Annotated in this window: 26 protein-coding genes and 3 pseudogenes; 14 read left to right on the top strand and 15 right to left on the bottom strand. The window is 60.4% G+C overall.

All coding sequences use genetic code 11. From position 1 onward, the window contains the following. Positions 1–15: 15 nt before the first annotated feature. The 4 genes from codB to ACIOWE_RS02940 form a co-directional block, all read right to left on the bottom strand. Complete coding sequence (gene codB / locus ACIOWE_RS02955; protein WP_401387152.1) at positions 16–1,287, bottom strand: cytosine permease; 1,272 nt, start codon at positions 1,285–1,287, stop codon at positions 16–18. 243 nt (positions 1,288–1,530) lie between these two features. After that, positions 1,531–2,343, bottom strand: a complete 813-nt coding sequence (locus tag ACIOWE_RS02950) for an alpha/beta fold hydrolase (RefSeq protein WP_401387149.1) — start codon at positions 2,341–2,343, stop codon at positions 1,531–1,533. A 200-nt stretch (positions 2,344–2,543) separates the two neighbouring features. Further along, positions 2,544–2,900, bottom strand: a complete 357-nt coding sequence (gene queD / locus ACIOWE_RS02945; protein WP_007955941.1) for a 6-carboxytetrahydropterin synthase QueD — start codon at positions 2,898–2,900, stop codon at positions 2,544–2,546. Between the two features lie 85 nt (positions 2,901–2,985). Further along, positions 2,986–4,065, bottom strand: coding sequence for a patatin-like phospholipase family protein (locus tag ACIOWE_RS02940; protein ID WP_401387146.1), 1,080 nt, complete (start codon positions 4,063–4,065; stop codon positions 2,986–2,988). A gap of 262 nt (positions 4,066–4,327) precedes the next feature. On the opposite strand from ACIOWE_RS02940, the gene ACIOWE_RS02935 reads away from it, so the two are divergent. Genes ACIOWE_RS02935 through ACIOWE_RS02920 form a run of 4 tightly spaced genes read left to right on the top strand, consistent with a single transcriptional unit; the run spans position 4,328 to position 6,929 of the window. Beyond that, positions 4,328–4,636, top strand: a complete 309-nt coding sequence (locus tag ACIOWE_RS02935; protein WP_401387144.1) for a PepSY domain-containing protein — start codon at positions 4,328–4,330, stop codon at positions 4,634–4,636. Beyond that, positions 4,636–4,947, top strand: a complete 312-nt coding sequence (locus ACIOWE_RS02930) for a PepSY domain-containing protein (protein ID WP_201237522.1) — start codon at positions 4,636–4,638, stop codon at positions 4,945–4,947. Before ACIOWE_RS02935 ends, ACIOWE_RS02930 begins: the two co-directional genes overlap by 1 nt. Positions 4,948–4,950: 3 nt before the next feature. After that, positions 4,951–5,619: a response regulator transcription factor gene (locus ACIOWE_RS02925; RefSeq protein WP_201237523.1), complete on the top strand. Its 669-nt coding sequence runs from the start codon at positions 4,951–4,953 to the stop codon at positions 5,617–5,619. Next, positions 5,616–6,929: a sensor histidine kinase gene (locus tag ACIOWE_RS02920; RefSeq protein ID WP_401387142.1), complete on the top strand. Its 1,314-nt coding sequence runs from the start codon at positions 5,616–5,618 to the stop codon at positions 6,927–6,929. The genes ACIOWE_RS02925 and ACIOWE_RS02920 overlap by 4 nt, the downstream gene beginning before the upstream one ends. A 132-nt stretch (positions 6,930–7,061) precedes the next feature. Here ACIOWE_RS02920 and ACIOWE_RS02915 read toward each other — a convergent pair. Beyond that, positions 7,062–7,655 (bottom strand): annotated as a pseudogene (locus tag ACIOWE_RS02915) (methyl-accepting chemotaxis protein); the annotation flags it as partial. A gap of 264 nt (positions 7,656–7,919) precedes the next feature. Continuing rightward, a pseudogene (locus ACIOWE_RS02910) lies at positions 7,920–8,888 on the bottom strand (HAMP domain-containing protein); the annotation flags it as partial. A gap of 753 nt (positions 8,889–9,641) precedes the next feature. Between ACIOWE_RS02910 and ACIOWE_RS02905 the strand changes: the two are divergent. The 3 genes and pseudogenes from ACIOWE_RS02905 (at position 9,642) to ACIOWE_RS02895 (ending at position 12,834) form a co-directional block, all read left to right on the top strand. After that, complete coding sequence (locus ACIOWE_RS02905; protein WP_201237526.1) at positions 9,642–10,958, top strand: Na+/H+ antiporter family protein; 1,317 nt, start codon at positions 9,642–9,644, stop codon at positions 10,956–10,958. 193 nt (positions 10,959–11,151) lie between these two features. Continuing rightward, positions 11,152–11,928, top strand: a pseudogene (locus ACIOWE_RS02900) (cache domain-containing protein); the annotation flags it as partial. 84 nt (positions 11,929–12,012) lie between these two features. Next, entirely contained in the window at positions 12,013–12,834 is an 822-nt protein-coding gene (locus tag ACIOWE_RS02895) for a methyl-accepting chemotaxis protein (RefSeq protein WP_401387440.1), read from the top strand. 134 nt (positions 12,835–12,968) lie between these two features. Here ACIOWE_RS02895 and ACIOWE_RS02890 read toward each other — a convergent pair whose 3' ends face one another. Continuing rightward, complete coding sequence (locus ACIOWE_RS02890) at positions 12,969–13,904, bottom strand: LysR family transcriptional regulator (protein ID WP_401387138.1); 936 nt, start codon at positions 13,902–13,904, stop codon at positions 12,969–12,971. 113 nt (positions 13,905–14,017) lie between these two features. On the opposite strand from ACIOWE_RS02890, the gene ACIOWE_RS02885 reads away from it, so the two are divergent. The 3 genes from ACIOWE_RS02885 to ACIOWE_RS02875 all read left to right on the top strand — a co-directional run bounded on the left by ACIOWE_RS02885 (position 14,018) and on the right by ACIOWE_RS02875 (position 15,718). Then, complete coding sequence (locus ACIOWE_RS02885) at positions 14,018–14,503, top strand: DMT family transporter (RefSeq protein WP_401387135.1); 486 nt, start codon at positions 14,018–14,020, stop codon at positions 14,501–14,503. Beyond that, complete coding sequence (locus tag ACIOWE_RS02880) at positions 14,503–14,961, top strand: DMT family transporter (protein ID WP_401387132.1); 459 nt, start codon at positions 14,503–14,505, stop codon at positions 14,959–14,961. Before ACIOWE_RS02885 ends, ACIOWE_RS02880 begins: the two co-directional genes overlap by 1 nt. A gap of 121 nt (positions 14,962–15,082) precedes the next feature. Continuing rightward, entirely contained in the window at positions 15,083–15,718 is a 636-nt protein-coding gene (locus ACIOWE_RS02875) for a TetR/AcrR family transcriptional regulator (protein WP_401387130.1), read from the top strand. 19 nt (positions 15,719–15,737) lie between these two features. Here ACIOWE_RS02875 and ACIOWE_RS02870 read toward each other — a convergent pair whose 3' ends face one another. The 4 genes from ACIOWE_RS02870 to ACIOWE_RS02855 form a co-directional block, all read right to left on the bottom strand. Further along, the gene (locus tag ACIOWE_RS02870; protein WP_401387127.1) at positions 15,738–17,003 is read right to left on the bottom strand and encodes an MFS transporter; all 1,266 of its coding nucleotides are present in this window, start codon (positions 17,001–17,003) and stop codon (positions 15,738–15,740) included. Positions 17,004–17,018: 15 nt separating this feature from the next. Further along, entirely contained in the window at positions 17,019–17,495 is a 477-nt protein-coding gene (locus ACIOWE_RS02865; RefSeq protein WP_201233094.1) for an Atu1372/SO_1960 family protein, read from the bottom strand. 80 nt (positions 17,496–17,575) lie between these two features. Then, complete coding sequence (locus tag ACIOWE_RS02860; RefSeq protein WP_401387122.1) at positions 17,576–18,481, bottom strand: glycine betaine ABC transporter substrate-binding protein; 906 nt, start codon at positions 18,479–18,481, stop codon at positions 17,576–17,578. Further along, the gene (locus ACIOWE_RS02855) at positions 18,481–18,951 is read right to left on the bottom strand and encodes a VOC family protein (protein ID WP_401387120.1); all 471 of its coding nucleotides are present in this window, start codon (positions 18,949–18,951) and stop codon (positions 18,481–18,483) included. Before ACIOWE_RS02855 ends, ACIOWE_RS02860 begins: the two co-directional genes overlap by 1 nt. Before the next feature lie 263 nt (positions 18,952–19,214). On the opposite strand from ACIOWE_RS02855, the gene ACIOWE_RS02850 reads away from it, so the two are divergent. After that, positions 19,215–19,382 carry a metallothionein gene (locus ACIOWE_RS02850; protein ID WP_401387117.1) on the top strand — a complete coding sequence of 56 codons (168 nt, stop codon included), beginning with the start codon at positions 19,215–19,217 and terminating at the stop codon, positions 19,380–19,382. Between the two features lie 24 nt (positions 19,383–19,406). Here ACIOWE_RS02850 and ACIOWE_RS02845 read toward each other — a convergent pair whose 3' ends face one another. Both ACIOWE_RS02845 and ACIOWE_RS02840 read right to left on the bottom strand, forming a co-directional pair. Next, positions 19,407–19,679 carry a hypothetical protein gene (locus ACIOWE_RS02845; RefSeq protein WP_401387114.1) on the bottom strand — a complete coding sequence of 91 codons (273 nt, stop codon included), beginning with the start codon at positions 19,677–19,679 and terminating at the stop codon, positions 19,407–19,409. A gap of 41 nt (positions 19,680–19,720) precedes the next feature. Continuing rightward, a complete protein-coding gene (locus ACIOWE_RS02840) occupies positions 19,721–19,948 on the bottom strand; it encodes a DUF6555 family protein (protein ID WP_008081484.1) in 228 nt (75 codons plus the stop codon). Between the two features lie 136 nt (positions 19,949–20,084). Between ACIOWE_RS02840 and ACIOWE_RS02835 the strand changes: the two genes are divergently transcribed. The 3 genes from ACIOWE_RS02835 to ACIOWE_RS02825 all read left to right on the top strand — a co-directional run bounded on the left by ACIOWE_RS02835 (position 20,085) and on the right by ACIOWE_RS02825 (position 22,287). Then, entirely contained in the window at positions 20,085–20,861 is a 777-nt protein-coding gene (locus ACIOWE_RS02835; RefSeq protein WP_401387112.1) for an AraC family transcriptional regulator, read from the top strand. Between the two features lie 264 nt (positions 20,862–21,125). Next, a complete protein-coding gene (locus tag ACIOWE_RS02830) occupies positions 21,126–21,299 on the top strand; it encodes a DUF1427 family protein (RefSeq protein ID WP_007969534.1) in 174 nt (57 codons plus the stop codon). A 31-nt stretch (positions 21,300–21,330) separates the two neighbouring features. Then, entirely contained in the window at positions 21,331–22,287 is a 957-nt protein-coding gene (locus ACIOWE_RS02825; protein WP_401387109.1) for a zinc-binding alcohol dehydrogenase family protein, read from the top strand. A gap of 139 nt (positions 22,288–22,426) precedes the next feature. Here ACIOWE_RS02825 and ACIOWE_RS02820 read toward each other — a convergent pair whose 3' ends face one another. Then, the gene (locus ACIOWE_RS02820; RefSeq protein WP_401387106.1) at positions 22,427–23,449 is read right to left on the bottom strand and encodes a purine-nucleoside phosphorylase; all 1,023 of its coding nucleotides are present in this window, start codon (positions 23,447–23,449) and stop codon (positions 22,427–22,429) included. A gap of 15 nt (positions 23,450–23,464) precedes the next feature. Next, positions 23,465–24,424 (bottom strand): nucleoside-specific channel-forming protein Tsx, encoded by a 960-nt coding sequence (locus ACIOWE_RS02815; RefSeq protein WP_401387103.1) that lies wholly within the window; start codon positions 24,422–24,424, stop codon positions 23,465–23,467. Positions 24,425–24,712: the final 288 nt, after the last annotated feature.

Raw genomic sequence — 24,712 nt, 5'->3', positions numbered from 1 at the left:
CAGGCGAATCCTTTTTTATAGGTCTTGTAGTGGCGAACTGGCGCTGCGGGCGCCGAGCAGGCCGGTGACGATGACATACGTTAGCGCGGCAGCGGCAATGCCTACCAGCGGCGCGACCCACGGCGAACTGAACGCGGCAACGGTGCCGACCGCGTAAGCCCCGAGCCCCGGCCAGTTGAACGCCGGCAGCCGGGCGTCGGCCAGGCGCGGATAGTGGCCGCGCCAGCGGTAGAAAAAGTCGGCCATGATCACCCCGCCAATCGGCGGAATCACTGTGCCCAGCAATATCAGATACGGCACCAGCATGTCGTACATGCCCAGCAGGGCGAGCAGGGTGCCGATCACCGCGCCAGCCAGGGTCACGGTTTTACGTCGGCTGGTGCGCAGCAGGTTGCAGCCGGCGACGGCGAAGTTGTAGATGGTGTTGTCCTGAGTGCTCCAGATGTTCAGCAATAACATCGCCATCGCGGCCATGGCGAAACCTTGCAGCAGCAACACTTCAACCACGTCCGGCTGTTGATAGACGATGGCGCCGTAGGCACCGATCAGCACCATCAAACCGTTGCCGATAAAGAAACCGATCAGGCTGGCCAGCACCGCCACCCGTGCCGAACGGGAAAACCGCGTCCAGTTGGTGGCTTGCGTCGCGCCGCTGACGAAGGTGCCGAACACCAGCGTGATCGCCGTTGACCAGTCCATCGACGCCGTTGGCACCACACTGAGCAAACCTTCGAAGCCACCGACCTTCACCGTCGCCACCCACATTGACAGCATCAGCAGCAACATCATCGCCGGCACCGCGATGTACGACAGAATTTCCAGTCCGCGATAGCCGACGTAAGCCGTGGCGCAGAACATCAGGCCGAACAGCACCATCAAGCCGAGCACGGTGCCTTCATCGAGTTCGAAGTATTTGCCAATCACCACGGCAGCCGTCGCGGTGCCCCAGGCGTACCAGCCGATCTGGGTGAAGCCGAGGATCAGGTCGCTGAGCTTGCTGCCGACTTCGCCGAAACAGAAACGGCCCATCAGCACCGAGTTGAGGCCGCTTTTGAAGGCGATGTAACCGAGGCCCGCCGCGTACAGGCCGAGCAGCAGATTGCCGACGATGATCACCGCCATCATCTCGCTGAAACTGAATGCCACGCCGAGCTTGCCGCCGGCAAACATGGTTGCGGTGAAGAATGTGAATCCCAGTAACACCATGGCGGTCGAGGCCAGGCCTTTACGCGCGTGCATCGGGACTTCGCTGAGGGGGTAATCGTTGCCGGGATCGTTCTGCGTCATGGGGCGGTCCTTTGCTGGAAGGGGAAGACGCGGGAGAGGTTGCAGTGGTCGTGCCAAATGCCGGGTGGCGCGGGTTATGTATAGACGAGACACATGGATTGGCGCGAAAGCGGTGCAACTGAATGCACCCGAGCCCAATGTGGGAGCGAGCCTGCTCGCGAAGGCGGAGCCTCAGATGACATCTGCGGTGACTGATGAACCGCTTTCGCGAGCAGGCTCGCTCCCACAAGGGATTTGGTGGGGTTAGAGGAAGCGGAGCAGGGCGGCGACGATGGCTTCCGGGGCGTCTTCCTGGACGAGGTGGCCGGCGTTGGCGATGGCGTGAAATTGCGAACCGGGGATCAACTGGTGCAGGGCGCGGCCGCGTTCGATGGGGATCCACTGATCGTCTTCACCCCAGAGAATCTGCACCGGGCAGCGGATGCTCGGGTACAGCGGTTCGGGCTCACGGGTGTAGCGCTCGTCCATCTGCGCGATCTGCCGATAGAACGCCGCTTGCCCCGGATCGCCGAGCCACGGCTGCACATAGGGCGCCAGTTCTTCATCGGGAATATCCCGATGAATCGCTCCACGAATGTAGGTCGGCACGATGGCGCGCTGGATGTAATCCGGCAGGCCGCTGAACGCCGCTTCGTGCTGGCGCACATGCTGCACGAACGGTGAGCCCCAGGGCGTCAGCGCGACCGGGTCGATCAGCGTCAGGCTGCGGTAATCCTTGCCGTTGAGCAGGTGTGTGCGCAATGCCGTGGCACCGCCGAAGTCATGGGCGACGACGTCCGGACGGTCGAGTTGCCAGTGCTCGAGCAGTTGCGCCAACAGCTCGTTCTGCACCCCGAGGGAGACATCGGCGTCCGGCTGTTCGGAGCGCCCGTAACCGAGCAGATCGAAATAGTGCACCCGGTGTGTGGCGAAAAAGTGCGGGGCGATGCGGTGCCACACGTACGACGAGAACGGCGTGCCATGCACAAACACCAGCGCCGGACCGTCGCCGCGCACGGCATGGCGCACGGTGTGCCCGTTGAAGTCAAAGACCTGATCCAGCAGCCAGTCCGTCATGGGCCTGTCCTCTTGGCGGGTTTGAGCCAAAAAGCATAGGCATAAAAAAACAGCCGTGAAGGCTGTTCTCTGGCAAATCACTGTTTCCTTGTGGGAGCGAGCCTGCTCGCGAAGAGGGCGTGTCAGTCGATATCAATGTCGGCTGATAATCCGCTTTCGCGAGCAGGCTCGCTCCCACAGGGGAATTCGGGGTTACTGGATCACTCGCCGCGATAGATGCAGCCGCTGGTGCACGTCTCGTGAATGCGGATGGCGCTCAGTTCCGGCAGCAGTGGCTTCAATTCATTCCAGATGAATTTGGCCAGCACTTCGCTGGTCGGGTTTTCCAGGCCGGGAATGTCGTTCAGGTAGTTGTGATCGAGACGCTCGTACAGCGGCTTGAAAATCGCCTTGATCTCGGAGAAATCACGGATCCAGCCAGTGTGCGGATCGAGGTCGCCGCTCAGGTGAATCGCCACTTTGAACGAGTGACCGTGCAAGCGTCCGCATTTGTGGCCGTCCGGGACGTGCGGCAGGCGGTGGGCGGATTCGAAAGTAAATTCCTTGAAGATTTCCACAGTATTTTTGGCTCTGTTCAGATGGCGTTCGCCGCAGCGATTCGGGCAGGCGGCGAGTTTACCAGAGCTCTGGGCAAAACACTGACTAAAGGGTCAGCAGGCGCTCGGCGAGGCGACCGTTGGCAGCCAGTTCCAAAAACTCGTCGCCCAGTCGGCGGCTTTCGTCCATCGCCGCGTGCCAGTATTTCTGGCGGCTCGGGGCGTCACCCATGAAGCGCTTGAAGTCGTTACGGTCGGGCAGTTTGCCGTAGGGCAGGCGCGCCAGATATTCCTTCGAAGGCGCGAGCAGCAGCACGTCCTGCAAGCGCTCGGTCGAGGCGCGGCGCCACGGCAGGGTCTTGTCGAACCAGCCCGGAATCACCCGATCGGTGAAATGCGGATAAAGCACGATGCCGTCGCCGCTGTAGGGCAGGTCGAGGTGATAGTCGAGCAGGCCGCCATCGCGGAACGTGCCGACACCGGCGCCGGGCAAGTCGCGCACGCCTTCCATGACCATGGGGATAGAACCTGAAGCCAATAGCGCCTGACGCAGGTTACCGGCATTCAGTGCGACGAAGCGTGACGGGAAGTCGTTCAACGCATGCACCGGCGGCGCCAGGCGCGGATCGTGGATGATCAACCGTTCGAAGTGTCGCGACAGCCGTGCGCGGCCCCGCAGGTTGTCGGCGATCACCGAACCGAGCGCCAGCCCCAGGCGACCGCGGTGGTCGTCGGCCAGACGTCCGTGGCTTTTCACCACCATGATGTTCAAGCGGTAATCGGCGTTGCCGAGGATGCTGGCGTCGCGGCCATCGAGCAGGTCATTGAGCATGCGCTGTGAGCTCTGGCTGATCTCGGCCATGGTCACGCCTTTGTTGAAGTTCTGCTCGGCGTACAACTGCCCGAGACGGCGGATGCCTTCGGCCGCATCCGGCAGGCAGGCGCTGGCGAAACGCCAGGAACCGACCGACGCACCGATCAGAGATCGTTCGCGCGGTGCACTCGGCAGCCACTCACCGAACAGCGCCAGATCCAGCCCCTGAATCCCCAACGCCTTCGGCCCACCGGCCGCGCCGGGCAGGGTGCCGACGTCGGCGGCGTTCAGGCCCTGGGCACGAATGCGCGCCATGGCCCGTGGGCCAGCCTTGAGGGTGAGGGCGGGGAACTTGATGTGGATGGCGGTCATACCGGTCTCGATCGTTAGCAAGCGAAGGATTATAGGCGAACCGTTGAACCCTGTGGGAGCGGGCTTGCCCGCGATGACGGCGGGACAGCTGGCATCTCTGTGGCTGAAAGAACGCTATCGCGGGCAAGCCCGCTCCCACAGGGTTTTGCATGATTCAACAGATCTGGTGTTGCTCTGGGGCAATGATGGCAATTCAGTTTCAGTTAAGTTCATCCCGCTAAGGTGCCGACCGTAAGCAACACATAAAAATACGGAGACACCCATGAAAACCCTGACTGCCCTGTCCCTCGCCTCGATCCTCGGCCTGACCGCCAGCTTCGCCCATGCTCGTGATCTGGGGCCGGATGAAGCCCTGCGGCTGCGCGACGCTGGTACTATCGTCTCCTTCGAGAAGCTCAATGCCACGGCACTGACCAAACACCCGGGCTCCGAGATCACTGATACCGAGCTGGAAGAACAGTACGGCAAGTACATCTACCAGATCGAAATGCGTGATCCGCAAGGGCTGGAGTGGGATCTGGAATTAGACGCGGTGACTGGGCGGATTCTCAAGGATCATCAGGATACGTAATGAAGGTTAATGTTCGCGCCACCAGCCGCACTGCGTTGGCGCTTGTGATTTTCTGCTCGGCGGCGATGGCCCGCGACCTCGGCCCGGACGAAGCCATGAAACTGCGCCAGAACGGCGTGATTCTGCCGCTGGAACGAGTGCTGCAGCAGGCCATGGATCGCTATCCCGGCGCGAAACTGCTGGAAGTCGAGCTGGAAGAAAAACACGACGTGTACATTTACGAAGTCGAGTTGCTGACGGTCGAGGGTGTCGCCCGTGAACTGCACTTGAAGGCCGATACCGGCGAACTTGTGAAAGACAAGGAAGATTGATCGATGCGTTTGCTTCTGGTGGAAGACCACGTGCCACTGGCCGACGAACTGATCGCCGGCCTGCAACGTCAAGGCTACGCGGTGGATTGGCTGGCCGACGGCCGCGATGCGGTGTATCAGGGCAGCAGTGAGCCTTATGACCTGATCATCCTCGACCTTGGCCTGCCCGGTGTGCCGGGGCTTGAGGTGCTGGCGCAGTGGCGTGCGGGCGGCCTGGCAACGCCGGTGATCATTTTGACCGCGCGCGATTCCTGGGCCGAGCGCATCGAAGGTTTGAAGGCCGGTGCCGATGATTACCTGACCAAACCGTTCCATCCGGAAGAACTGCACCTGCGCGTTCAGTCGCTGCTGCGCCGCTCCAAGGGCCAGGCCAATCAACCAACGCTCAAGGCTGCCGGCCTGCATCTGGACGAGGGCCGTCAGTGCGTGACCCGCGACGGTGCCGACATTCAACTGACCGCCGCCGAGTTCCGTCTGCTGCGTTATTTCATGCTCCACCCGGAGCAGATCCTTTCGAAAAGCCACCTCGCCGAACACCTCTACGACGGCGAAACCGAGCGTGACTCCAATGTCCTCGAAGTCCACGTCAATCACCTGCGCCGCAAGCTCGGCAAAAGCGTGATTGAAACCCGTCGTGGTCAGGGTTACCTGTTCGGCGGGCAAGCTTCGTGAGGTCAATCCAGCGCCGTTTGAGCCTGGGGTTGATCAGCGTCATGGTGGTCGTCGGCCTGGTGCTGGCGCAGACCAGCCTGTGGTTGTTTGAGGTGGGGTTGCAGCGTTATCTCGAAGCCGGATTGCGCAACGACAGTGAAAGCCTGTTGGTGGCTCTGGTGCGTGGGCCGCAAGGCTTGCAACTGGATGAGCGGCACCTGTCGCCGGCCTATCAGCGACCATTTTCCGGGCATTACTTCCGTATCGATTTCGCCGACAGTCATTGGCGTTCGCGCTCGTTGTGGGATCAGGATCTGCCGCTGCTCGAACATCCCGGTCTGCACAGCAATCTGCAATTGGGCCCGGACGGTCAGCAGTTGCTGGTGCTGCGTTCGGACTATCGGCGTTTGGGGCAGTCGATCTCGATCAGCGTGGCGCAGGATTACACGCCGGTGCGCGAGAGCTTTCAGCGTATGCGCCAGATTGGTCTCGGCCTGGGCCTGGGCGGGCTGCTGCTGATTCTGTTTCTGCAACGCCTGACCGTGCGCCGCGCGTTGAAACCGCTGGAAAAGGCCCGCGAGCAGATTGCGCAATTGCAGCAGGGCCAGCGTTCGCAACTCGATGATCAGGTGCCGGTGGAGCTGGAACCGTTGGTGGCGCAGATCAACCATTTGCTCGCACACACCGAAGACAGCCTCAAGCGTTCACGCAATGCGCTGGGCAATCTGGGGCATGCGCTGAAAACACCGTTGGCGGTGCTGTTGAGTCTGGCGTCGAGCGAGAAACTCGACGGCCACCCCGAGCTGCGCAAGATCCTCAAGGAACAACTGGAGCAAGTGCAGCAACGGCTTAACCGCGAACTGAACCGGGCGCGACTGTCTGGTGATGCATTGCCCGGCGCATTGTTCGACTGCGATGCAGAACTGCCGGGATTGCTGGCGACGTTGAACATGATTCATGGCGAACACCTAGCGCTGAGTTACGTCGCGCCGCCGGGTCTGCAATTGCCGTGGGACCGTGAGGATTTGCTGGAGCTTTTGGGCAACCTGCTGGACAACGCCTGCAAATGGGCGGATGCCGAGGTGCGCTTGAGTGTGATTGAGCGTACGGACGGTTTTGCCCTGAGCGTGGAAGATGACGGCCCGGGGATTCCCGAGGAACAACGCGCTCAGGTGTTCAGCCGGGGAACGCGGCTGGATGAACAGACCCACGGGCATGGCCTGGGATTGGGGATTGTGCGCGACATCGTCGACACGTGGGGCGGGTTGCTGGTGCTGGGCGAGAGTGAGTGGGGCGGGTTGAAGGTGGTGATCGAGCTGCCTAAACGCTGATCACCCAAACACCACCAATCCCTTGTGGGAGCGAGCCTGCTCGCGAATGCGGTGGGTCAGACACATCATCGTTCACTGACACACCGCTTTCGCGAGCAGGCTCGCTCCCACATTGGGTTTTGCAATGGGCCGTCAGACGCGGAACTGATCCATCAGACTCTGCTGCTGATTCGCCAGGCTATTGAGCGACTGGCTCACCCGCGCCGATTCATTCGCCTGCCCGGACAACGACTCCGTCACATCACGAATCGTCGCCACGTTGTTATTGATCTCCTCAGCCACCGCGCTCTGTTCCTCGGCCGCACTGGCGATCTGCAGGTTCATGTCGCTGATCACTGTCACCGCATCGCCGATCTGGCGCAGCGCGGTTACCGCTTGGCCGACCTGTTCAACGCTGCCCTGCGCCTGACGATGGCTGTTGCCCATCGAACCGACCACGTCTTGCGTGCCGGTTTGCAGTTGCTCGATCACCTGACGGGTTTCTTCCACCGACTCTTGCGTGCGGCGGGCGAGGTTGCGGACTTCGTCGGCGACCACGGCAAAACCGCGTCCGGCTTCACCGGCGCGGGCCGCTTCAATCGCGGCGTTGAGCGCCAGCAGGTTGGTCTGCTCGGCGATGGCGCGGATGGTTTCCAGCACGGCGCCGATCTTCTCGCTGTTGGCGGCGAGGCCTTCAACCTGGATCATCGCCGCGCTCATGTCAGCGGCGAGGGTGTCGATGCTCGCGGTGGTGCGGTCGATCACGGTCAGACCCTGGCGGGTGGCGCGGTCGGCATCCTTGGCCGCTTCGGCAGCCTGGGCGGCACTGCGAGCGACGTCTTGCGCGGTGGCGCTCATTTCGTGAGAGGCGGTGGCGACCTGATCGACCTGACGGTATTGCTGCTCCATGCCGGCGCTGGTCTGGGTGGCGATGGCCGAGGACTGGTCGGCCGTGTTGCGTGCGTCCTGCACCGAGCGTTTTACCTCAGCGATGATCGGCTGCAACTTGTCGAGGAACTTGTTGAACCAGCCGGCCAACTGACCGAGCTCGTCCTTCTTGTCGTAGGCCAGACGGCGGGTCAGATCACCTTCACCGCTGGCGATGTCTTCGAGCATGTTTGCCACGCCGAGGATCGGTCTGGTCACACTGCGTGCCATCAGCCACACCAGCAACAGGCCGATCAGCGCGGCCAGCACGCCCAGACTCAGCTCGATCAAAGTGCCCGAGTTGTTGCTCGCATCCAGTTGCTGCTTGAGCGCTTCGGCGCGCGCCACCAGGACTTTTTCCGGTACATCGAGCAACACCGCCCAAGACGGACCGCCGGGAATCGGCTGGAACGGCGACAGCACTTTCAACTGGCCGTTGCTGTGCAGGCTGGAAACGCTGGTGCTTGCGGCCAGTTGGCGCAGCAGTTCGGCGCCGCTGGTGGTGTCGATGGCGTCGAGACGCTTGCTCAGTTTGCCGGCGTCCGGACTGTAGCCGGCGAGCAGGCCGGTGGGGCTGATGATGCTCACGGCGGTCTGACCGTCATAGAGCTTTTTGCTCGCGCTCTGACTGATCGATTGCAGGCTGTTGAGGTTGATGTCGACCGACAGCGAGGCAATGACTTTGCCGTTGACCACCAGCGGGAAGACGATGCTGGTCATCAGCACGTTCTGGCCATCGATCACATAGAAGTACGGTTCGATCACGCACGGTTTGAGCGTGGTGCGCGGGCAGGTGAACCAGGCGTTGGCGGCCTGACCGCTAGGGCCAGTGCTGGTGTCGGCCATGTCGCTTTCCGGCAGGGCCATCGAGGTGATTTTGCCTGGCGTCGGTTGCGACCAGTACAGGGCGAAACGGCCCTTGTCGTTGCTGCCGAGCTCCGCTTGCCCGGCGAACAGTTCGTCTTTGCCGTCCAGTGCGTTGGCTTCGAACACCAGCGACAGGCCGAGCAGGTCGGGGTTGGCTTGCAGGGCGGATTTGACCTGACGGGTCATGTCTTCACGCAGGTCGAAGGCGTCGAGGAAGCGCTTTTCGGCCTGTTCACGCAGGAACAGCACCTGACGCGAGAAACCGTGGCCGTACTGATAGGCGTCCATGAACTGCTGGCGAATACCGGCGGCTTGCACTTCGCCCTGGGATTCGATGCGCGCCTGCGCCGATTCGGTGAGCATCTCCATGCTGGAAGCCTTCACCAGTTCGGAACTGTGCTCCATGCGGTACAGCGAAAGACCCACCAACAGGGTCACGATACCGGCCAGGCAAAGTCCGGCGAGCAGGGTGATTTTCCATTGGATGGAAAGTTGTCTGAGCGACATGGAGACGTCCTTATTCGATAAATATCTGAGACTTTGCACTGTAACGGCCGCGTTTCGGCTTTCTTTATCCTTGAAACACAATATGGCGAATTGCCGCATGTTGTGGCTGGAATCCCCTTTTTGCGTTCATGCACAGCCTGTGGCGAGGGAGCTTGCTCCCGCTGGGGGCGAAGCCCCCCAAAACCTGCGAATGCGGGTATCCAGACAGACCGAAGACGATGGGTTTGCGGCTGCTGCGCAGCCGAGCGGGAGCAAGCTCCCTCGCCACAGGTTTATAGCCAGTCTTGCCTGTTGTTTTGACACCGCCGCCACTCTGCGGCACAGTGCGCGCCCTTCTAATAAGACCCTCTTTGCAAATCCGCCGGTACTCCATTGGCGGACTCATCCTGTCTGGCGGTGATTTTTCCACCGCAGTGTTTTTGAGGTAGTGAAATGAATGCAGTCATTGCAGCAGTCGGCGTCATGCTGATCCTCAGCCTGTCCCGCGTGCACGTGGTGATCGCTTTGATCGTCGGTGCGCTGGTCGGCGGCCTGACCGGTGGTCTGGGCATCGACGCCACGCTCAAGGCGTTCAACAGCGGCCTGGGTGGCGGCGCGACCGTGGCGTTGTCCTACGCGCTGCTCGGCGCTTTCGCCGTGGCGATCGCCAAGTCCGGCCTGGCCCACGCGCTGGCCGACCGGGCTCTGGCGATGGTCGACCGGCAGCACAGCACCGGAGGCGGCAGCGTCAAATGGCTGCTGATCGGCCTGTTATGGGTGGTGGCGATTGCCTCGCAGAACATCCTGCCGATCCACATTGCGTTCATTCCGCTGCTGGTGCCGCCACTTCTATATGTGCTGACCAAATTGCAACTGGATCGCCGCTTGATTGCCTGCGTCATGACCTTTGGCCTGATCACCCCGTACATGTTTCTGCCGGTGGGCTTCGGCAACATCTTCCTCAATGAGATTCTGCTGGCCAACGTTGCGCGCAGCGGCGTCGACATCAGCGGGATCAATGTCACCCACGCCATGGGCATTCCGGCGCTGGGCATGGTGTTCGGTCTGGCGATGGCGTTCATCAGCTACCGCAAAAAACGTGTGTACGACCTGACGAAGATCGAGCAGGTCGAGCAGGTCGCGGTGCAGTACAACCCGATGAGCCTGATGATTGCCGGGGTGGCCATCGCGGCGGCGTTCATCGTTCAGTTGTTGCTGGACTCGATGATTATCGGTGCGCTGGCCGGCTTCCTGATCTTTTCGGTGTCCGGCATCGTCAAGTGGCGCGAGACCGATGACCTGTTCACTGAAGGCATGAAGATGATGGCGATGATCGGTTTCATCATGATCGCCGCGTCCGGTTTTGCCGAAGTGATGAAGGCCACCGGCGAAGTGCAGACGCTGGTCGAGTCGTCGGCGTCGTGGATCAATCACAGCAAGGCTGTCGGCGCGTTGCTGATGTTGCTGGTGGGGTTGCTGGTGACCATGGGCATCGGTTCGTCGTTCTCCACCGTGCCGATTCTGGCGGCGATTTTCGTACCGCTGTGCGTGCAACTGGGCTTCAGCCCGTTGGCCATCGTCTGCATCGTCGGCACGGCCGGCGCACTGGGCGACGCCGGTTCGCCAGCCTCGGACTCGACCCTCGGCCCGACCTCCGGCCTGAACATCGACGGCCAGCATCACCACATCTGGGACACCGTGGTGCCAACGTTCCTGCACTACAACTTGCCGTTGCTGGCATTCGGCTGGGTGGCCGCGATGGTCCTCTAAACACTGAAACCTGTGGGAGCTGGCTTGCCAGCGATGGCGTCAGATCAGGCAATATCCATGTGTCTGACACACCGCCATCGCGGGCAAGCCCGCTCCCACAGGGTTTTGGGTGTCCGTTCAACTCAACTTTTGCTTTGGTGTGCCGTTAAAGCCTTTAACCACGCCAATAAAACCAAAAGAGTGAGCCCCCGAAATGCGCTTGAGTCTCAAGGCCAAAGTCCTGTCCCTTGCCGTCCTCCCGGTATTGCTCTTCGCGCTGGTCATCAGCCTGACCACGCTGTTCATCCTCCAGGAACAGGCGCACAAAGAGGTCGATCAGACCCGCGAGCGCCTGCTCAGCGATGCCAAAGCCACCCTGCAAAGTTACGTCGCCGTGGCCATGACCACGATCAAACCCCTGTACGACGCTGCCGCTCCCGGTGACGCCGAGGCACGTGCGCAAGCGATCAAACTGCTTTCGGGCATTCGTTATGGCAAGGACGGCTACTTCTTCGGCTACGACTCCGAGACCGTGCGCCTGTTCAAGGCCAATGACCCTGAAGGCGTTGGCAAAAGCTTCAAGGACAACCGCGATCCGAACGGCGTTTACGTCAATCGCGGTCTGGTCAGCGTGGCCAAGGACGGCACCCACTACCTGCAATACAGTTCGCCGTTGCCCGGTAATGCTCAGGTGCTGGTGCCGAAACTCGGCTACACCGAATACCTGGCGAAGTGGGACATGGCCGTGGGTACCTCGGTGAATCTCGACGGCATCGAAGCGCAAGTCGCGCTGGTTGAAGCGCAAGTGCAGGAACGCATGCAAGGCGTGGTGCTGAGCATCGTCGGCGTGGCCGTGGTGGTACTGTTGGTGATTGCGGCGGCGGGGATGCTGCTGGCCAATACCATCTTGCGTCCGCTGACCCTGATGAAAGCCAACCTTGATGACATCGCGGCGGGCGAGGGCGATCTGACCCGTCGCCTGAACATCACCAGCCAGGACGAACTCGGCGAACTGGCCGGCTCGTTCAACCGTTTCGTCGACAAGATTCACGGTCTGGTGCGGCAGATCACCGAGATGACCACACAACTGACCGGGCTGGTGACACAGGTGTCGGATCAGGCCCAGCGTTCCGATCAGGCGATGGAGCGTCAGCGTCACGAAACCGATCAAGTGGCCACGGCAATCAACGAAATGTCCGCCGCCGCCCAGGAAGTCGCCAAGAGTGCGCAAAACGCCGCCGTCGCTGCCCAGCAGACCGATGAAGAAGGGCAGAGCGCGAAACGGGTGGTGGCCGGCAGCATCAAACAAATCCATGCACTGGTCGATGACATCCGCAGCAGCGGTGTGTCGCTGGACAGTTTGCAGCAGGACGTCAGCTCGATTGTCGGCGTGCTCGGGGTGATTCGTTCGATTGCCGAGCAGACCAATCTGCTGGCACTGAACGCAGCGATCGAAGCAGCGCGGGCCGGTGAAGCCGGGCGCGGGTTTGCGGTGGTGGCCGATGAGGTGCGGGCGCTGGCCAGTCGTACGCAGATCAGTACTCAGGAAATCCAGGGGATGATCGATCGCTTGCAGGCGGGTACGCAGTCGGCGGTCGAGGCGATGCGTCGTTCCAGCGAGGCGGGCGACGGGACCTCACAGCAGGCCAATCAGGCCGGGGCGTCGCTGGATGCGATGGCGGAGTTGATTGCGACGATCAACTCGATGAACGCGCAGATCGCCAGTGCAGCGGAAGAGCAGACGGCGGTGGCGGAAGAGATCAACCGCAGCGTCCATCAGATTGCAGTGGCGGTGGACAGCGTGGCGGATGAAACGCAACAGGGCGCGCAGACGTCGCGCAGCCTGGCGGAGTTGGGGCAGCGCTTGGGCAAACTGGTCGGTCAGTTCCGGATCTGACGCGATTTGGGGCCCGAAACAAAACCCTGTGGGAGCGAGCCTGATCGCGAAAGCTGTGTGTCAGTCACCACTGTGATATCAGACATACCGCATTCGCGAGCAGGCTCGCTCCCACATTTGGATTTGTGTGCGCCTCAAGGTCTGTCCCAGTAGGGGATTTCGCCGAAGCATTCGATGAAGAAATCAATCACCGTGCGCACCTTCACCGACAGTCGCCGGCTCCCCGGCCACAGCACGGCAATCTGCTGCGGCTCCAGACTGTTCGACACCTGATAATCCCCCAGCACTGGCACCAGCGTGCCTTCGCGCACCGCTTCGCCGATCAGCCACGACGGAAACATCACCAGCCCCAGCCCCTGTACGGCGGCTTGGGTCAGGGTGTCGGCGTGGTTGCCGGTGATCGGGCCTCGCACCGAATACGGCGTCCAGTCTTCCTGACCCTGACGGAAAAACCAGCGCTGCTGGCCGGTCGCGCCTTTGTAGGCCAGGCACTGATGCAGCGCCAGATCGGCGGGGTGTTGCGGCGTGCCATGACGTTTCAAGTAAGCCGGGCTTGCTGCGACCTGAAAACGGTGCGGCGCAAGTATCCGTGCCTGCATGCTCGAGTCGTGCAGCGGGCCGATGCGAAACAGCAAATCGGCGCCTTCCTGTAGCGGGTCGACGTAGTGGTCGGTTTGCTGAATATCCAGTTGCAGCTTCGGATACCGCGCGCACAGCTTGCCCAGCCATGGCGTCAGATGCCGTTGACCGAACACCACCGGGGCGTTGATGCGTACGAGACCTGTGGGTTCACTTTGCTGTTCCTGCAACGCCTGTTCGGCTTCCTCCAGTTGCACCAGCACCAGCCGCGCATGGTGGCCGAGCATGCGCCCGGCTTCGGTGGGTGTCACGGCGCGGGTGTGGCGGTAGAGCAATTGCTGGTTCAGCGCCTGCTCCATCAACTGGATCTGCCGGGAAATCGAGGAGGGCGCTACGCCTTCGCGGCGGGCGACTTCGGAAAAACTGCCGTGGTCGAGCACCGCCACAAACAGCCTGAGTGCCTTGAATCCGAGTTCGTTGAGTCCGTGCATGAATCATCCTGCTGTGCGAGTTACGCAAAAGTGTTGTCCGGATGCTCCCATTTATCGCACAGCTTCGCCAGCCGATAATCCGCGCCATCGTTTACTTGAGTGGGATGTTGTTTATGCAGACGTTGGATGAGGTGAGTGTCAGCGCACCGGCGAGCAACTCGGGATTGCGCCTGTTGTTGCTGCCGCTGGTGATTTTGGCGGGCATGGGCTTGTCGGTGGAGGCGGGGTTGCTCGGGCCGTTGGGTGTGCAGGTCGGGCATCTGTGGGCGACCTTGAGCATCTTTGGCGTCGGTTCGGCGATTCTGTTTTTGCTGTTGCTGTTCAGTGGCCCACAACAAGGGCCGGCGCTGAACACGTTGCCGCGCTGGCAATTGATCGGTGGTTTTCTAGGGCCGGTTTACGTGGTGGTGCTGACCCTGGCCACGCCGCACATTGGCATTGCCATGACCATGATCGCGATCCTCTCCGGACAGGTCGGCAAGAGCGTGCTGATCGACCATTTTGGCTGGTTCGGCGCGGTTCGGAAAAAGGTCAACGGTGAACGTTGGCTGGCGCTGCTGCTGATTGTCGCGGCACTTGTTCTGATAGCTCGGGGTTGATGATGAATCTGATTATTTTGTTGGCCGTGGTGGTCGCGGCAGGCGCGGTGTTGAGTGTTCAGGCCGCGATCAATGGCCGTCTGGGTGAAACCGTTGGGGTGTTGCGCAGCAGTTTGCTGACGTTTGCCGTGGGTGCGCTGGTCACCGGATTGCTGATCCTGTTCTTCGAACCGGCCCACGCGGTGAGTTTGCTCGACGTGCCGAAATGGCAACTCAGTGGTGCGCTGTTCGGCGTGGTGTACATGATCGTCATGGTTGGCGCGGTGCCTCGGGTCGGCACCGCAGTGGCGACGGTGGCGGTGATTGTCGGGCAGTTGGGCATGGGTATGTTGATCGATAATTTTGGCTGGCTCGGCAACCCGGCCATCGATTTGTCCGGCAGCCGGATCCTGGCGATGGTCTGCCTGGCGCTGGCGTTGGTATTTATGTATCGCAGCAGTGTGCGGCAGGACGTTTGAGCGAGGTGGCGCCCACAATTCCACTGTGCTGGCGCCAACGCGTATGATGGCTTCACGCTTACTACACCCGTTATTGCACAGGTCGACAATGGCAAAAATCAGCGATACCCACAAAGCGCCAATGGCCGGTCGCAAGAACCTCACGGCGGAGGATCGTCAGCAGCAAATGGTCGAACGGGCCATCACCCTGTTCGCCCAGAAAGGTTTCGCCCTGACGACACGGGAGCTTGCCCAGGGGTTGCAGGTTACTCAGCCCTTGCTCTATCGCTACTTCCCGAGCAAACAGCTTTTGATCGAACAGGTATACCAGCAGGTGTTCATGAACCGCTGGGATCCTGATCTGGAGCCTCGACTCAAAGATCGCACAATCCCGCTCAGGGAACGGCTGATTGATTATTTCATCGGCTACACCCGCACCATTTTGAACAATGAGTGGGTGCGTATTTTCTTGTATGCCGGCTTGCAGGATCCAGCGCTGAACCAGCGCTACCTCAAGCGCCTGCATGAGAATATCTTTCTGGTGATCAATGAAGAATTGCGTCACCAGAGGCAACTCGCCGTGCCACCGACTGAACATGAACTGGCACTCGAGATCGAAGTGCTGTGGGGGTTCCACAGCAGCTTCTTCTACCTCGGGGTACGCAAGTGGGTCTATCAGATGGCCGTCCCGGAGAATCTGACCGAGCTGATTACCCACCGGGTGAATACTTTTCTGGACGGTGCCTTGCATTGCGATCCAACGCTCGCGGAGCAATGACCGGCGGACGCGTAACTGCTCAGTGTGGTGTTTCGAGCAAGTGCGGGCGGTAGCCTCCTCGCCGACTGAAGACCAGCCACAAAACGGCAAAGGCGAAGACCAGTAAACCTGGCAGCAACGCCACCACCAACAAGGCACTGGCCGTGTCGTATTGATCCATCAGGGTACCGATGGTCGGCACAGCCACCATCACCGATAGCATGCCCGCGCCGCCCATCAGGTTGATCAGCAGAGCTCCGCCCTTGGGTAGCAACTCGCTGGTAATCGCAAGCATCGTCGGCCAGAAGAAGGTTTTACCCACCCCGAATGCGGTTACGCAGAACAGCGCGGCAGCGCCACCCCAGCCGCCCGATAGTCCGCTGCGCCCCGACAAACCCAGACCCAGTAGACCTGCCGCCGTCAGTACTGCACTGAAGGTCAGCACGGCAAACGGCGAATACCGCGCGAAGATCCAGCCCGAAGCGTATTGCCGAAGAATGAACATCAGGCCTGCGGTGTAGACCAGTAACAGGATGCTGTTGCTGCCCAATTGCGGAAGGAGGTCGACCATGATCTTGGCGAACCATTGATCCGGCGCCAACTCGGTGGCCGCCGTCACCCACATCAGCAGCATCAGCACGATGAACAACGGACGCTTGATCTGGGCGAACATATCGCGGCTGGATACGCTTGCACTTACCCGTTCCGTACTCGGGTATTGCAAGGGTACGACCAGCATCAGGTAACCGAGGGTCGGCACGCCGACGACCGCCAGTTTGACCTGCCAGGACAGGCCGAGCTGCCCCAGCCCCCAGGCGATCAGACCGCCAGCAATCAGACCCATCGGCCACCAGGCGTGCAGCCTTGTCAGCATGCGTCGCTTGTCACGCTTGAACAGCGTGGCCACCAGCGGGTTGGTCACACCTTCAACGACGCCTTGGGCGATCCCCGTGAGTAGAAAACCGAGGTAAAGCACCGTGGTTCCGCTGGCTGCAAAAATATCGTCGATCGGCTGACCACTGCTGTTGGCCGGCGCCAAAAGAATCAAGGCAATCCCAAGCAAGTAGCCCACGCCCGACAAAATATGCAGACACTTCATGCCCACGAAATCGACGATCAGTGCGCAGCCAATAATGCCCAGGGTGAAACCCCAGAACACCGATGAAATCGTCAATCCGATCATCGCGTTGGACAGCAGGTAGTCGGCGCTGATGGACTGCAGCACATCTGCGCGGATGGAGAAAATCATTGAAGTGACCAGCAGCGACAGGCAACTGGCGAAGAACAGCTTATTGGCCTGAATCATGGTTTTGTCTCCCGATTACTGCGTGTCTATTTCGGCAAACAGGTAGACCAGGCAGAAGCCGTCCATGGGCATGACAGGGTTGGACCAGATCATTCGTGTATGCCGGGCGCGCTCGGCAAAAATGTCGACCAGCAGGTCGGAAGCGCCATCCAGTGCCTTGGGATGATCGTAAAAATCCTCCGCGACATTGAGCACGCCTTCGAGTCGGTAGATCTGGCGAATGCGGCTCAACTCACCGACTGCATCCTTGAGTTGGGCAATGGCATTCAACGCCGCCAGGCGACAGGCCGCGTAACCTTGTTCCAGATCCAGATCGCGGCCCAGACGGCCGCGGTACTGCAACTGGCCATCGATCCAGGGAAACTGGCCGGAGGTCATCAGCGTATTGCCGACAATGCTCCAGGGCACATAATTTCCCAGTGCCGGCGCCGGACTTGGCAAGGTCAGCCCGCGGGCTTGCAGACGCAATTCGGGTGTGTCGAGAGTGTTCATGGTGAGGTCCTGTGCTTTTTTTATTGTCAAGCGCGCCAACGGCGCGCCTGGACGCTATACCGAGGGATTTTTTCTGTTGCTCAGCCGAGTGGGGCAAGCCACGAGGCAAGCATCTGTGGGTTTTTATCCAGCCAGAGAATGGCCGCCTGGTCTGCGCTTTTGCCGTCGCGATTGATCGCGTAATCAAGCTCGGCAACGATGGCGTTGCTCAGGCGAATGTTGTCCAGAACCTGAATCTGCGTAGCGGTGAAGTGATCCAGACGGTCGGCCCGTGCCAGCAGTACCGCACGGTCGACGCTACCCAGCAGACCTTTGGGATCCTTGAGGTCGCGTATGCGATGACGAAAATGCAGAAACTGTGGATGCCAGAGTGGCACCACTCCCCAGCGCTGGGTCTGCACCAGTTTCTCGAAAGCGCCCACACACTCTTCCTGGGTGCCGGTGCGAAAGCTGTAGCCGGCCGCAGCGAGCCCGTAATCGTCCATCATTCGCAGGGAGAAACGGGTGATACCCGCGCCCGGACCGATGCCCTGTATCGCCTTGTGCATTTGCGCTTTGACCTGCGGCTTGAGCAAGTCTTCGACCGAGTCCACCTCGGACACCGGGATGTAGTCAGGCACCCCCCACAGCGCATAGGGGGCGTAATGCAAACCAAGCTCCCGCGTTGCGACCTGCTCCTCGACTCGGGTCTTGTACAACCCGTGACTGGAAGGAATCCAGGCTGAGGCAATCATGTCGATTGACCCCACGCGCAGTTGTTCGAAGTTGGCCTCGTGCAGTGCGTAGGAACGCTCTACAGCAAAACCCATGCGCTGCAATACCGCGGTCACAACGGCCCCAGTGGCATGATGAAAGGAAAGATCAGTGACGCCGAGTCGTACCATGGTCTTGCTCTCCGCGAGGATATTGCCGCGAGCCAGCAACGGCGCCAGAAGCGCAGTACCGGCCAAGGCGTGAATGAACTGTCTGCGATTGAAGCCGGCCATCAGCATTCGTCCTCAGACGTGCCGATCGCCAGGTGCGGCATGGCTTGGCCAACGATCCGGCTACCCGGCGCATAATCGAAAATCATCTCGATGGTGATGCCGTTAGGATCCTCGAGGAACAGTTGGTGCTCGCCAATCTGCGGAATGACTCGCTCGCGAAAGACGATCCCCATGGATTGCAGACGCGTCTGCACCTGTTCCAGCCCTTCGCAACGCATCGAAACGTGGTCGAGCGACCCCGAACCGTAGCCGCCCTGCTTGTCGCCGAGGTACACCTGAAGGTCCTTCTGATCGCCGGTGACACTGGCAATGTGCAGCAGCGGATGGCCGCCGGCATACATCCAGCAGCCGGGAAAAAGAAAACCCGGGCGTGGACCTGGTGTCAGGCCGATGACTTGTTCGAAGAACTCGGCAGTTTCTGCCCAGCGTTCGGTGCGAATGGTGAAATGGTCGAGCTTGAGGACGCCCATGGAGTCTCCTGGCAGTGATTAAGCTTCGCGTGACGAATTAATTATCAGTCGATAAATTATTTTAGGCAATAAGTTATCGATTGATAATTTGTATGAGAGAGATAGAGATGTTCACATCCGCTGTCTTCAGGGATGTGCCTTCATGGCGAAGGATTGGCTGGAACGGGATTTCATCGCGGCACGAGACCGCTCACATAGTCCTACACTGTTTCCCAGGGCTGCCATTCAAGCCCCAGACAACCACCACTCAAGGAGTCTGTCCCATGCCTGTTAATTCTGATAGCACCTGTGACTGTCCTGAATGCAAGTGCAAGCTCGGTGAGCATCCGATTGCGCGCCACGGCAAGCATTACTGCTGCGAAGGCTGCGCCAAGCACCACGAACATGGTGAGGAGTGCTCCAGCAAGGGCTGTAAGTGCGCCCACGGCTGACGATCGCCCATAAAAAAGTGGAGCCTATTCAGGCTCCACTTCCAGTTTCAGACTTTCATCATCCAGTCGCTCGGTATGCCGCACTGTGCCCTGTAATCGCCTGCCATCAACCCGAACCACCACGGTTTTCGCCTGGTCGAGGTTTTCCGGTAACGGTGCCGGCACCCGCAGGGCGAAACAATAAGGATCATCTTCGACGGCTTCCAGACCCACTCGACAGTCGACGCTTTTGGTGATGCGTCCGAACAAGGTGTCCAGGCCGTAATCAAGTTGCGCCGGACTGCTGATGTTAGTCACTGTGCATTCCCCCGAATGATCCTGATGGTCGCGCAGTGAGCTTAGCTCGTCGGTCGCCAGACAACATTTTCGACGCCGAATTTTTCCGCCATCGGTTTGCTGGTCTTCTGCACTTTTTCGCGGCCGAAGCGCGGGATTCGACCGACTCCCGCGTCGCAGCTCGCCCAGTGCCACGCCTCGGCGTTGTCCATTTTGTCCGAGCGGATAATGAACGACTTGGGCGTGCCGTGAAGGGTGTATTCAATGACGTAGAGTTTTGCGTTGTTCATAAAGCCCGTATTCCTCCCTGTGGTAATAGAGGGATCGCAGCGCGCGTGGAAAATTCACTCGGATTGTCCGACGGTTTTCGCCATTGGCGACGAAATGGCCGACTGGTTACCATGGCGCTTCCGCCAACCCCAATGAATGCTCGCCATGGCCCTCGCCGCACCCCCCGATCTGAGTGACACCGATGTGCCCGTGCAACCGCTGGCGCGCACCTATCCGCGTGGGCTGTTTATCGAGCCGCATGAGCATGTCTGGGGGCAGTTGTTGTATGCGATGAGCGGGGTGATGTGGGTCGAGACGCCGCATGAGGCCTTGGTGGTGCCACCGCAGCGGGCGGTGTGGTTGCCGCCGGGTGTGCCGCACGGGATTCGCGTGGTGTCGGATTTGCAGATGCGCAATATCTACCTGCGCCCGGCGCTGGCGGCGACGCTGGATGAGACGGTGCAGGTGATCGAGGTCGGTGGGTTGTTGCGCGAATTGATCGTCGGCCTGGTGGAGCAGGGCGACAGTGGTGCGCCGGAGTATTACGAGGCGCTGGTCGGGCTGGCGCTGCTGGAGTTGAAACGCGCAAGGCGTTCACAGTTGAAGATTCCGCTGCCGGATGATTCCGATCGGCGCTTGATGAATCTGTGTCAGGCGGTGATGGCATCACCGTCGCTGGAAATTCCCTTCGAACAGCACGCGGAAAACGCCGGCGCCAGCGTGCGCACGCTGGCGCGGTTGTTCAAGGACAGCCTCGGCATGGGTTTCGCCGAATGGCGGCGGCAGGTACAACTGGCGACGGCTGTGGCGGAGTTGATCCAGGGCGTGGCGGTGAGTGTGATTGCCCGTGAACTGGGTTATTCGCCGAGCAGTTTCAGCGACATGTTCCGCCGTGAGCTGGGCGTCGCCCCGTCGCAATTTGTCTTGGAATAGACACCGCATATATGGCTGTACTCAATCCCTGTGGCGAGGGAGCTTGCTCCCGCTGGGGTGCGGAGCAGCCCTCGTTTTTGGTTTTAAAGAGGGTTGCGCTGATCAATTTTTTGGGCCTGCTGCGCAGTCCAGCGGGAGCAAGCTCCCTCGCCACAGTGTTCACTTGAACGCGAGACTTGGCCGAAATTCAGAAGTCCTTGGCCGGTACCCTTTGCAGCCTTTCCCTAGACTCTGCCCATTCCCTTCACGCGGCGGAGTTCTCCGATGAACTACCTGATTTCACTGGCCATCGGTCTGGGCGTCGGCCTGCTCTACGGCGCGCTGGACTTTCGTTCTCCAGCCCCGCCGGCGATTGCGCTGGTCGGTCTGCTCGGCATGTTGGCCGGTGAGCAGTTGTGGCCGATGGGTCGGCAACTGGTGGCGGGCTGGCTGTCCTGAGTTTCCTTTTTCCCATTCGGTGGATGTGTCCATGAAAGCACTGCAATTCGATAAAACCGGCGACTTGTCTTCCCTGCGCTACGTCGAGGTGCCGACGCCGGTACCGGGCGCCGATGAGGTGCTGGTGCAGATCAAGGCTGCCGGCCTGAATCCCAGCGACGTGAAAAACGTCCTTGGGCGTTTCCCCTACACCACGCTGCCACGCATTCCCGGTCGTGACTTCGCCGGTGTCGTGGTCGAAGGGCCGCAGGCGTTGATCGGCCAGGAAGTCTGGGGCACCGGGCGTGAGTTGGGTTTTTTCGCCGACGGTTCCCATGCGCAATTCGTCAAACTGCCGGCCGACGGCGTGGCGCACAAACCGTCGCACCTGAGTTTCACTCAGGCCGCCAGCCTCGGTGTGCCGTACACCACGGCGTGGGATGCGCTGGAGCGCAGCCTCGTCACCGCTGAAACCCGTTTGCTGGTGATCGGCGGCGGTGCAGTCGCCACGGCAGCATTGGCGCTGGCGAAAGTACGCGGTGCGCAATTGCTGGCAGCGGCGCGCCGGCCGGAGCAGGTCAAGGACTTGCAGGCGCAGGGTTATCAGACGATTCAACTGGACAAACCCGAAGACCTCGGCGCGCAGGTCAATACGGTGTACCGCGGCGGCGCCGATGTGATCTTTGATACCACTGGATTCTGGTTGCCAGCCTCGGTGTCGGCACTGGCCACGTTCGGTCGCATCGCCATCATCGCTGCGCCGGTGGATGGCCATGTGCAGTTGCCGGCACTGGCGTTGTACCGCAAGGGTGGCTCGGTGGTCGGCATCAACTCGCTGCTGTATGGCGTTGCAGCCTGTGCGGCGATGCTCGAGCAGTTCGGGCGTTTCTTCGATGAAGGCTTGCTGCCATTGCCGCAAGGGTTGGTCGAGGCGCCGTTGGCTGAAGGCCTGGCGCGCTATGCCGACGTCAACCAGGGCAGCGGCGACAAAGTCATCCTCATCCCCTGACACACCTTAAATCTCCTTAACACCCCCGCAACCTGTGGGAGCTGGCTTGCCAGCGATAGCGTCCATTCAGGCAATCTCCTCCTCACCTGATCCACCGCCATCGCTGGCAAGCCAGCTCCCACAGTTATCTGCGTTGGTTTTAAGGGGCGGGAACGCCGTTTTCCCATGCCGACCAGTTCTTGAGGATGTCCTGCACCAGCGGATTACCCGCGCGATAAAGGTTTTCCAGCGCCGGCACAAATCCGCCCTGATCGGCATATTTGAGCAGGTTGTTCACCTCACTTCCGCCCGGTTCAGGACGGTCGAAATCAGAACCGGCGCGCACCACGGCCAGACGTTGCACATCCACCAGACCTTCGCGGCTGGCGCGCAACAGCGCCTCAAAGGTCGAGTTGTCTTCCTGTTGCGTTGTGCAGTATTCGCCTTTGTTGTCGGTCAACAGTTTGGTCCAGACCTCGGCCCGTTCGCTCAGGCGCGTGCCCGAGAACCAGGTGTTGCCCGCCAGCGTGTCGCAACGGGTGACGACGGGCGGCTGATTAGCCGGTGCGGAGGGATATTTCAGGCGCCATGCGGCCGATTCCTTGCTCTCGCTCAGTTCGACTTTGTGGCTGAGGGCGAATGCTTTGGCTTGCAGTTTCGGGTTGAGTTCGAAGACTTCGGTCTTGTAGTCCAACGGTGGTTTTTCGTTCGGGCCTTGGGTGTTGATGCCCAGGTAACCGGTCGGCCAGCTCGACGGCACATCGCGTGAATCGATCTCCCACTGCGTACCGAATTCCACCAGGTAATGCGCCCATGCGGCGGTGCCGATGGTGCCATGTTTGGGGCTGATCCCGGCGATCCCGGCGATCAGGAAGTAGCTTTTGCGCAGGTCGAATTTCGGCGACAGGGCCAGGGCCAGTGTCGAGGCGGCCGCATTGGTCTGGCCCATGCCGGTGGTCAGCAGACACACCTGCCGGGCGTTGCAACGGATGCTCGGGTATTCGGCGGAAAGGCCCGGCACGCGGATTTCCTGCTTCAATTCGAGGCGATCAATCCAGTGCTGCGCCTCGGGGGCGAACATGGTGATCAGCACGACTTTCGGTTGAATCGGTGCCTCGGTCGCCCATGCGCTGGAAGAGAGCAGGGCTGCACCGGCCAAAGTAATACGCGTCATTGCTTGCATGAAACCTCCTGAAGATCAGAACTGATAACCGACACCCGCGTAGTAACCCCAACCATTCGACCGCGCGCGGAAATTGCCGTCGCCGAAGTTCAGCTCGCTGCCGTCTTCCCAGTTGCCGCCGTTGTGGAAATAACGCCCGACCAACGTGAAGCGCAAATGGGTGAACGAGTAGAGCAATACGTTAGTCGCCACCGTCGCGTTGGCGGTGCGCGCCGGGTTGTCCTTGTGGATGTCCGAGCCGAAGTCGAAGTTGGTGAAACCGATGTAGGTCAGCGACGCGCCGTTGCTGAATTTGTCGATCGGCACGATGTATTTGAGCTGGGCGCGGTAGCCGTCCCACGAATATTCATTGCTCGCGCCGTAGTTTTCCCACTGATAGCGCCCGTACAGATTGGCCGACAGGTTGACCCGCGAATGGGTGTCGATGTCAGTGCCGAAGCCGCTGTAGAGGGTGTTGGCGCGGTTCTCTTTGCGGCTGCCGTGGTCGTAGATCCAGTCGAACGCGACGTACCATTCCTTGAACGGGCCGATGGCCAGGCTACGGCCAGCGAGGTAGTCGATGGAGATGCGCGGTTCGTGTTCCATGAACACTGGCGAGCCGTGATCCCACACGCCCTTGTCGTGGCTGTTGCCGATGTTGAAGATCTTCGGGATATCGATGTAGCCGTACAGTTCGAACGGACCCTTGCGGCCGAAGTATTCGTATTCCAGGTAGATATCGTCGGCCGGCTGCGGGCCGAAGCTGATGTCCTTGCTGCCGATCAACATCAGGTCCTGGTTGTACCAGTCCGACAGGTACGCGCCTTTTTTCGGCGGACTGGCTTCGGGGCTGAGGGCTTCGCCTTGAGCGGACTCTTCCGGCAGTGCGGGTTGGGCGAGGGCGCTGTGGCTGAGAAGTCCGGTAACGCCGGTCAGTAGCAGGGAAACAGCAAACGTGCGCGCAAACGGGGCGCGAAGTGAGGCAGCGGGGTGCATTCAAAGTCCTTTTTTGCGGATCGAGGCCCGGATTCTGCGGACCTGTGGGGGTTTGTCGGGAAAATGCCGGTATTGACGGTTCGCAAACGTTTGCACAAGCCGTACCAATGTTTTCAATTCTCTGATATTTCGTCGATTTCAACGGTTTTTCTGACCGAGCGATCACATTTTTCAAAAGCGCAAAAAATGCCGGCGGGTATGACTCCTGTGGCGAGGGGATAAATCCCCTCGCCACAAAGCCATGTCAAAGGCCCGTCGGTACGGGCTGAAACGCTTATCCCAGACGCC

Source organism: Pseudomonas sp. NPDC087598 (assembly GCF_044743525.1).
In the GTDB taxonomy this organism is placed as follows: domain Bacteria; phylum Pseudomonadota; class Gammaproteobacteria; order Pseudomonadales; family Pseudomonadaceae; genus Aquipseudomonas.
This window is presented reverse-complemented; position numbering and strand designations above follow the sequence as displayed.